This window comes from Bifidobacterium sp. SO1, assembly GCF_018555335.1.
Taxonomy (GTDB): Bacteria; Actinomycetota; Actinomycetes; order Actinomycetales; family Bifidobacteriaceae; genus Bifidobacterium; species Bifidobacterium simiiventris.
Map to the genome: position 1 here is coordinate 21,299 of NZ_JAFEJR010000026.1, position 8,116 is coordinate 29,414.

8 protein-coding genes are annotated in these 8,116 nt (G+C 54.7%); 1 reads left to right on the forward strand and 7 read right to left on the reverse strand.

Annotated elements, in window-relative coordinates:
• Positions 1-44: 44 nt before the first annotated feature.
• Entirely contained in the window at positions 45-1,106 is a 1,062-nt protein-coding gene (locus JS541_RS13840; protein WP_240539381.1) for an ADP-ribosylglycohydrolase family protein, read from the reverse strand.
• A gap of 167 nt (positions 1,107-1,273) precedes the next feature.
• On the opposite strand from JS541_RS13840, the gene JS541_RS13845 reads away from it, so the two are divergent.
• Positions 1,274-3,055 carry a DUF262 domain-containing protein gene (locus tag JS541_RS13845; protein WP_214375082.1) on the forward strand — a complete coding sequence of 594 codons (1,782 nt, stop codon included), beginning with the start codon at positions 1,274-1,276 and terminating at the stop codon, positions 3,053-3,055.
• 47 nt (positions 3,056-3,102) lie between these two features.
• On the opposite strand, the gene JS541_RS13850 is transcribed toward JS541_RS13845, so the two are convergent.
• From JS541_RS13850 to JS541_RS13875, 6 genes are all read right to left on the reverse strand, one after another.
• On the reverse strand, positions 3,103-3,435 hold the full coding sequence (locus tag JS541_RS13850; RefSeq protein ID WP_214375083.1) for a hypothetical protein: 333 nt from the start codon (positions 3,433-3,435) through the stop codon (positions 3,103-3,105).
• A 79-nt stretch (positions 3,436-3,514) separates the two neighbouring features.
• Complete coding sequence (locus JS541_RS13855; RefSeq protein ID WP_214375084.1) at positions 3,515-4,021, reverse strand: hypothetical protein; 507 nt, start codon at positions 4,019-4,021, stop codon at positions 3,515-3,517.
• Positions 4,022-4,119: 98 nt separating this feature from the next.
• The gene (locus JS541_RS13860; protein WP_214375085.1) at positions 4,120-4,656 is read right to left on the reverse strand and encodes a hypothetical protein; all 537 of its coding nucleotides are present in this window, start codon (positions 4,654-4,656) and stop codon (positions 4,120-4,122) included.
• 63 nt (positions 4,657-4,719) lie between these two features.
• Positions 4,720-5,772 carry an Abi family protein gene (locus JS541_RS13865; protein WP_214375086.1) on the reverse strand — a complete coding sequence of 351 codons (1,053 nt, stop codon included), beginning with the start codon at positions 5,770-5,772 and terminating at the stop codon, positions 4,720-4,722.
• Between the two features lie 128 nt (positions 5,773-5,900).
• Positions 5,901-6,599, reverse strand: coding sequence for a hypothetical protein (locus JS541_RS13870; protein ID WP_214375087.1), 699 nt, complete (start codon positions 6,597-6,599; stop codon positions 5,901-5,903).
• A 266-nt stretch (positions 6,600-6,865) separates the two neighbouring features.
• Positions 6,866-7,900: an ATP-grasp domain-containing protein gene (locus tag JS541_RS13875; RefSeq protein ID WP_214375088.1), complete on the reverse strand. Its 1,035-nt coding sequence runs from the start codon at positions 7,898-7,900 to the stop codon at positions 6,866-6,868.
• Positions 7,901-8,116: the final 216 nt, after the last annotated feature.

An 8,116-nucleotide genomic window follows, 5' to 3' on the forward strand; every position in this document is an offset into this window, starting at 1 on the left:
AACCGGGTTAGGGAAGAATCTTCGGCCTTCAGGCCGAAGAGAGGTCAAGGTTTCAACGGCGGCATGTTGTATGCGGCCTTCGTCACCAGCGTCTCCAGTTTGTCCCGACCGCGTAGCCGATCCTTCCATGGGTTCTCGTCCAGCCCGTACAGGATGCCGGCCAGGCCGCCGGCGACTGCGGCGGTAGTATCCGTATCCTCGCCCAAGTTGACGGCTTTCAGCACGCACTCCTTGTATGAACCGGTGTTGGTGAGACACCAGACGGCGGCTTGCAGCGTGTCCAATACGAACGTGCCGGATTTGATCTTCTCCTCGGGCACTCCCCTCATGTCATCCAATCCGGCTTCCTCGCAGACCGTCTTCGGATCGAAATAGTCCACGCCCGTGGCGATCAAGAGCCGCGCCGTATGCACGAACCGAACACAAGCGTCCATGCTGATCTGATGCGCGTGCGTGACCGCGCTCACCTTGCGGATGTCGTCATCCGAGGCTCCGGTGAACGCCAAGGGGAGGATACGCATCAACGCACCGTTCCCGTTGTCCCAATAGCCGTCGCAACCATGATCCTGTCCCAAGGCGATGCCGGTGGTGGTGCCCACGTCGAACACAATGCCATCTGGCGTGTATTCGCCGTTTTTCACCCATGCCACGTATTTGACGCGAAGATTATCCGTGTCGACCTTGCCGTAATGGTCGGCGAGCGAATCCAAGGTGGCGAGCATCATGGCCGTATCATCCGACCATGTGCCGGCCGGCTGATTGTGCGAGCCGTGACCGATCATGCCCGTGCACGTGAACGTGTCGCGTGGTGAGAATTCGTAGGGTACGCCGAGCGCGTCGCCGACGGCTTGACCGTAGACGGCGCTCATGAGGATGTCGTAGTCTTGGGCGGTGAGGTAGTCGGTTTCGCAGCGTTCACGCAGCTCGTACGGCACGTGGATGGCGGAATTGTGTTTGGGACAGTATGTCTGTGCGGTTTCGGGGTCGCACACCCAGCCGGTGTTGTCCTCGTTCGACTTGCAACGGTTTTCGCAGTCGTTATAGTCGCAGTCGACAGATTGGACGGGGAACAGGTCGTCCGTCCAGTTGGGGAAAAGTTTCGTCAAAATTAGGGTTCCTTCCGAAATGGTTCAGCTTCTATTATGCGGCGGAATCGTTGCCAAACGAGGCCGAACGGGGAACTTTCCACACTCGGCCGTACCTGTGCGTCCGGTCATATCTACGCTGAAATCATCAACGCATAACAAGGATGAAACCATAGCGAAAGGAACCCATGAGTCACGAGCACAACGGCTATTATTCCGACCTGACCATCGCCCAACTGGTCGACAACGCATACTCGGGTCGATACGTATTGCCCGGCATTCAACGCCGGTTCGTTTGGAAGTCCGAGCAGATCGAGCGCCTGTTCGACAGCATCATGCAGGATTATCCGATCAACACGATCATGCTGTGGCATTTGACCGATCCGGAGATTCGTAAGCAGTACCCGTTCTACCGGTTCCTTTACGACTATACGGAGAAGTACGGTGAGGAGAATCCGCCGACCGACGTGAAAGGATTGGACGCGTATGCGGTGATCGACGGTCAGCAGCGGATCACGAGTCTCACGATCGGATTGCATGGCACGTTTGCCGCACACCGGAAATGGCGTGGCTGGGAAAACACGGACATTAACTTCCCCAAACAGCGATTGTATCTGGATCTGATCGGCGACCCGGATGAGGACAGTGACTACCGATATCCGTTCCGGTTCATGGTCAAGGACACCGCCGTACAGGATGTGGAATCGGGTCACTGGTGGTATCCGGTCGGTGAAATCCTCGACGCGAACGAATCCGCATACCCGATCAAATACGCGATGAAACATGGTTTGCCAGATCAGGCGATCGACCGTCTCGCCCTGCTTCGTGAACGTATTCTCAAGGAACAGCGGGTCAGCTACTATCTTCAGATCGAACAGGATCAGGACAAGGTTTTGGAGATTTTCACGCGCACCAATAGTGGTGGAGTCCCGTTGACCAAGAGTGATCTGATCATGGCGATCGCCTCCTCCAACTGGACGGACATGCGCGACAACGTGACCAGCTTGGTCAACCGGGTCAACGACATCGGGTTCGACGTGGACAAGGATCTCGTGCTGCGCTCGTTCCTCGTCTGCTACGGCGACAACGTGAAATTCAAGGTCGAGAACTTCGGCCGACCACAAGTCGAACTGTTGAAGACGAACTGGACGGTGTTGTCGGAGGCGTTCGCGAACACGTTCCAACTGCTCAAAAACCAAGGGTTCGATGACGTGATGCTCCGAGCCAAGAACGCCGTCATCCCGTTGATCCAATACCTGATCCTCACCGACCAGTACAAGGATGCGGGCAAGAGCACGTTCGGCCAAGACCAGCCGCAACGACAGGTGGTGGATGATATGCTCCGCTGGCTCGAAATCAGCCTCTTGAACAGCGTGTTCTCCGGCCAGTCCGACACGCTGCTACGCCAGTTGCGTGATGTGATCAACCAGCATGAGACCCGTGATCACTTCCCACTCGAGGAAATCAAGGAACGGTTCAAAGGCACAAGCCGTGACTACAAAATGGACGACAATACGATCAACCGGTTATTGGAAACCCAATACGGCACCGTCGAAGCATCCATCATCCTCCGGCTCCTGCGCGGACGGCTCGACCCCGCGTCACGATACGAGCAGGATCATCTGCACCCGGCGTCATTCTTCCGCGAGAATGAGAAACTGCCTAAAACCAAACGACGCGAAGAACTGGAACAGCGATTGATGCCAGTGTTCCCACATCGTGAGGATCGCGAATACGCGATGGACCCGAAGAACTGGAACAGCGTCCTCAACCTGCAACTGTTGGAGAAGCTGGAGAACATCGACAAGACGAAGATCCCGTTACGCGAATGGGCGGAACGGTTCGGTAAACAGCCGACGGACTTCATGGTGCCGGCCGACACGAGTCTCGACATCAAAGACTTCCGCACGTTCATCGAACGACGCCGGGTCAGACTCTCGGAACGGCTTAAGACGATACTGGTCGACTGACATCAGGATCAGATGAGGGAGCGGCATCCGCACCTGATGCGGCTCCCCTAGTCGGCCTCCAGCTCGACCTCCAAATGGTCGGCGAACCGGATCAGATTCCCGCTCGTGATCCGACAGGTCAGTTTCGACGGCGGGTATGCGAGGCGGAGACCGTACCGATCGTATCCGTCATCCCAAAGTTCGATCCGCCGGTTTGACGACAATTCGATTTCAGTGTTGCGGTCGAGATGTTTGACTATCCGGTCGACCTGTTCAAGGAGCTGCTGCGCTTCGATCAGATTGATGCTGGTTCGATAGTGGAGCAGACCGTCGTTGACTTCGATCTCGATACTGTCATCGTTACGGGTTGCTGTTGCTTCCAATTCGTTGAAATCCAACATTGACGACCTCCGGTTCTCCTGCTTGTCCCATTGATCATACAGGAGAACCAGTCAGAACCCCCAGTGCCCCTCGTGTCGTTCACCCGTCACTTTCAAACCGCACATCTGGTTTTACCGGCGTATCGGCGACGAACCGTTCGATCAACTCCAACTGTGGACGACTGATCCCGATCCGCGCATCCGGTCCTACACCCAATACGGGTGCCGATGGCTGTTTTGAAGAAACGGCGAGTCCCGCCTCATAGGTGGTCTCCTCGTCGTCGATCCAGATGATCGGCCGACCGGTTTTCACGTAGCCGAGTACGGTTCGACGTTTACCTGTGTAACGGAACGCGTCAGTGATCGGATCGTACCATTTGATCGTTTCCCAGTTGACGCCCAAATGCTGGTTGAGTAGATCCGTGTGCGGCTGCCAAGTGGACAGCCATAGAATTTCCGCATCCAATGCGTCCAAACGTTGCACAAGCTCATCCGACCAGAGGATACGGAACGTGCCCAATCGGGCGAAACGCACATGCGCTTTACGGTCGGGTATGAACCAGTTCGCCGGATCATACGTTTGACGGCGGGGATCATCCGAGGGCATCCAATCCACGGAATTCTGACGTTGTCTCACCTTGTCGTCGGGGAACTGGTTGATCACCCCGTCGAAGTCGATCAGGATCAATGGACGATTCCCATCGTTCACCGCAGTGCCTCCAGAATGCTCGCCAGTCTGATCACGTCATGGCAGGTGTGCGTCTTGCAGCAGCCGGCAATAACCGTCTCCAGCTCATCATGCGGGTCGAACAGTTCATCATGCGACCACACGCGTAAAGCGACCGATGGCCGGCCACAACGCTTCAGCTCACCGTTGACCTTCACAATACCGGTGCAACCAGCATCCAGTTGGCTGACGGCGGCACGAATCGTCACCGGATCGACATGCCTGATATTGCAAGGCAGGGGCGCATCCTTCAACGCATCCAAAACCAAAGCCAGTGGAATCATGTCGTGCGCCACATGCCGTTTGCATACGCCGTCGTACCAACCCTGCTCTGGCGGCTCAGTCTCATAGCCTTCGCCCGGATACCAACGGCGGAACGCCACGATATCATTCCCGCACGCATCCAATTCTCCGTTACGGGTCACCGACGCGGAGCAACCATACGTGCTCCTCCAGCCGAAACAGATCAGCTCCGGATCATACGGGTGTTCAGAGGGATTCCAAATCTCAGACATACGGTCATTCTCCCATCGTTTACAGGTAGGTGCGCTTCCGACCGCGAAATACCGTATTGCGCATTACGATCTGATTAGATTTGGGATTCTTTGCTTCTTCATTCTCTTCTTCGGAAAGAAATGAAGCATCCCTGCTCTACGATTGGCTGAGTCCTTTTCCGTTTCGATATAATCGGCAAATCCCTCGGATAGTTTTACAATCGCTCCCAACATGTTCCGAAGGTTCCGGCAATGAGCATTGCCCGCATAATAGTCTCCATAATGCAGCAGGATACGATCCTTCATCGTTTGAACCATTATCCCGGCCCGTATTCTGATCGGTTGACTATTGCATGTAATCAGGAAAGAACAGAGCAGACTCGCATAATCGAATACGAGCTGTGACTTCTTCACGGCGCTAGGAACCGGCATGGGAACATCCCCGTCGAACATCTCCTTCAAACACGAGGTCACATAATCATACGGAGGAATATACCCGCGTCGATCTATGTCAAGAAGAATCGGCATGTTATGAGAAGCCGCATTGCGCAAGTTGCGAACACCGTTGAAGAGCTTTATCGAATTATCCTCATAATCGATGGACTTCAGATAGCATCTATATGATTCGGACAGGTCTGCCAACGTAAACAATTCCCATAGATTCCAGATTTCCGGCTCCAAGCAGTATCCCCTAACCAGATCGTCCGTATAAGGGAAACTTTTCAGTTTTGAAGTCGGGTCACCAAACGCGGTTTCGGAATACACGTATTCCCGTTTGACATCGAAAGCGGCGGCGATGGTTTTCCCGTCTGTTTCATGCAGTGACATCAGCAGTTGGTTGAAACGGATCTTGATCCCGTGCTCCACGTTTGCAGTCAGATAGTCGATCATCATGCGGAATTCATAATCCAAGATCGCTAAATCCTTAATGACTGCGAAGTCTAGATCGTAATGGCAGCCGTTCTCTTTTGTCTCGAAATTGGTCGCGTAACGTTTGATGCGGAACAGATAAGTGTTGTCCACCAGATATTTGATCGCGGAGGTTTCATCACATTTAATGAAGACCACGCCCTTTGCTTTCAGGAATTCCAGTTGTTGTCTGGCGACGTCAACGATGATCGATTCCGTATCTTTCACGAAACCCTCTGAAAAAACTTATGGGGCATCCGCTCCGTTACCGGAAACGCTGCCCCACGAGTAGAGTCAAGCCCGAAGGTTTGCTCCTTTTGATGTTGTATATGAAAGAATAGCCCGGATGTGGGACGTTAGCAAGGGTGCGTGTCGCCCTCATTTAAAGCTAATCCGATCCGCTTGATAATGCTTTGCCTCAGTTCGCCTTTTCGGTCCGCCACCGTCTGCAACTCCTTATAGGCGGGATGCTGTTGAATAGCGTCCAAATCCATGCCTTTGGTTTCCCTATTGAGCTGCTGTTCCAGTTCGCTGATGCGCGCCATGCACTGTTGATATTCGGCAACATCCGGGTCTGAGACCAGCAGTCGCAGATAACGGCTGATACGCTCCTCATCATCCATGTCACGCATATCAATGTCTAGATCATATTTGGCGATGTCTTCGACTTCACGACGATCCAACACGTTCCCATACAATGCGCCGAGACGCTGTTCAAACTCGCGACGCTTCGCCTGACGTAATTCCATCAACTGTCGATCGGCGGCACTGTCCGACGACAAACCCATCACATACCGCACCGCCTTAAGTTGAGCGTTCCCGAGAATGTTATACGATCGCAGCTTCCCATTCGACTCACCATTCTCAAACCATTGCGCATACGCGTGGCCGCGAGTCCGCCACGAAGACGGTTTCTCCGAACCGATCACATCGATCACCACGCGACGAAGCCCATGCTCGTACACCCACTGGTTGCGATACTCACTGTCACCCTGTTCGGAGTAGGTGTGCGTGCAGGTCATGCCGTCTAATCCGGGGTAGGTTTCGGTGCGCATGGTGTCTCCTTTAACGTTTGTGGACGTTACCCACATTACCCGGTTTGCAGTCAGAACAGTGACGCGACCGCCTACCGCTGCCGACTTGGATCAGACGACCATACCTCAACAAGCTCCGCGATGGTATCAGCATCATCCGTCTCATCGAAAACCGATGCGGCCACTTCAACATGATTGCAAGCTGTGCGCTTGCGAATCAGTTCTTGGTTTTTTCTCGTGATTGTCTCCAATTGCTGTTGGGACCATGTTTTCACCGCCGATCTGATTTAGATGTCCTCGATTTCGTTGGCTTCCAATACGGGAACCGGTTTCGGGGTGAACTCTCCCGGATTCGCCTTCACCGCCTCCAACAGTCGATCCATGTTCAGCGCGTACAGTCCGGCGTTCTGCATGGGGTTCAGTTCCAATACATGCGGCTGACCATCATCACCCAAGTACAGGTCGAGCGTGTACGGACCCTCAACGTCACCCCTGATCGCATGCGCGACCTCATGCGCGTATTGTTCGTACAGGCCGGCGATCAATGGGTGCGATTCGGGCTTCCGGTTGTTGCGCGTCTCCTCCATCCACGGATCATACGTCTCACCCGTGTTGTCGAGCGGCGTATGGTTCTCGATGCAACCCGCCCCACAGACGGGTTTCCCGCCGATCACGAAGATCCGGTATTCGAAGCGCATGCGCACACGCTGCTGGACGAGCACGCATCGGGTTTCACCCTCGTAACGGATGCCCGTCCAGTCAAGCCATCCGACCGGCTCAAAATAAGTGCGATACCATTCTCCGCTATCCGGATCATACTTTCTGTAGTACAGGTCCGGGTCGATGAACGCCAATGGCACCGTCTTCGGCGCGGCCACGAACTTCACCACCAGCCCACCCTCCGGATGCCGCCCGTGCATCGCAAACACGGCATCCGAAATCCGCTTCGGATCGCAATCGGTGACCGTCACGTCACGCCCCAGAAAACGGCGCAGGGACGGGAACAAGGCATACCGGTCCGCATTCCCGGTCAAGCCAAACTGATCCTCGAACGGAATGGCCGCGATCGGACCGTAATGCGGCATGCGATCCGCATTCGGAATCATCGTCTTCCGCCCCAACACGCGCACCACCGGATCAGGCAGCAGCCGAGTCGCCGCCTCCAAACGCGCCGCATCCTCGACCCAACGCTCACGATCCCCATCCGACGCGACCACCGGACCCACATATTGCTCCCACACCCGACGATACGAGTCCGGCACATCCGACAGGTCGGCGGGACACTTCGACGGAATCACATCAACAAGCCAACGATCGGGCATGGGAAAGCTCCTTTTTGTGTACATATGTGGGATTCTATCCTCGATCATGCGTCCGTATCGTCACGACCGCAGAAGAAAGACCCCTCCGAATGATATGCTGTTATAAACGAAAAAAACGTTCACAATGGAGAAAATGATGAGACTGCTGGCATTCCACCTCAACGGGCTTCGCCTGTACGAAAACGGCGAAGTCTTCTTCAACCTCCACACCGTCGA

What these genes read in the sequence shown, in the direction of transcription:
- JS541_RS13845 (WP_214375082.1), top strand. Translation starts at nt 1,274, where the DNA reads ATGAGTCACGAGCACAACGGCTATTATTCCGACCTGACCATCGCCCAA.
- JS541_RS13850 (WP_214375083.1), bottom strand. Translation starts at nt 3,435, where the DNA reads ATGTTGGATTTCAACGAATTGGAAGCAACAGCAACCCGTAACGATGAC.
- JS541_RS13855 (WP_214375084.1), bottom strand. Translation starts at nt 4,021, where the DNA reads ATGCCCTCGGATGATCCCCGCCGTCAAACGTATGATCCGGCGAACTGG.
- JS541_RS13860 (WP_214375085.1), bottom strand. Translation starts at nt 4,656, where the DNA reads ATGTCTGAGATTTGGAATCCCTCTGAACACCCGTATGATCCGGAGCTG.
- JS541_RS13870 (WP_214375087.1), bottom strand. Translation starts at nt 6,599, where the DNA reads ATGCGCACCGAAACCTACCCCGGATTAGACGGCATGACCTGCACGCAC.
- JS541_RS13875 (WP_214375088.1), bottom strand. Translation starts at nt 7,900, where the DNA reads ATGCCCGATCGTTGGCTTGTTGATGTGATTCCGTCGAAGTGTCCCGCC.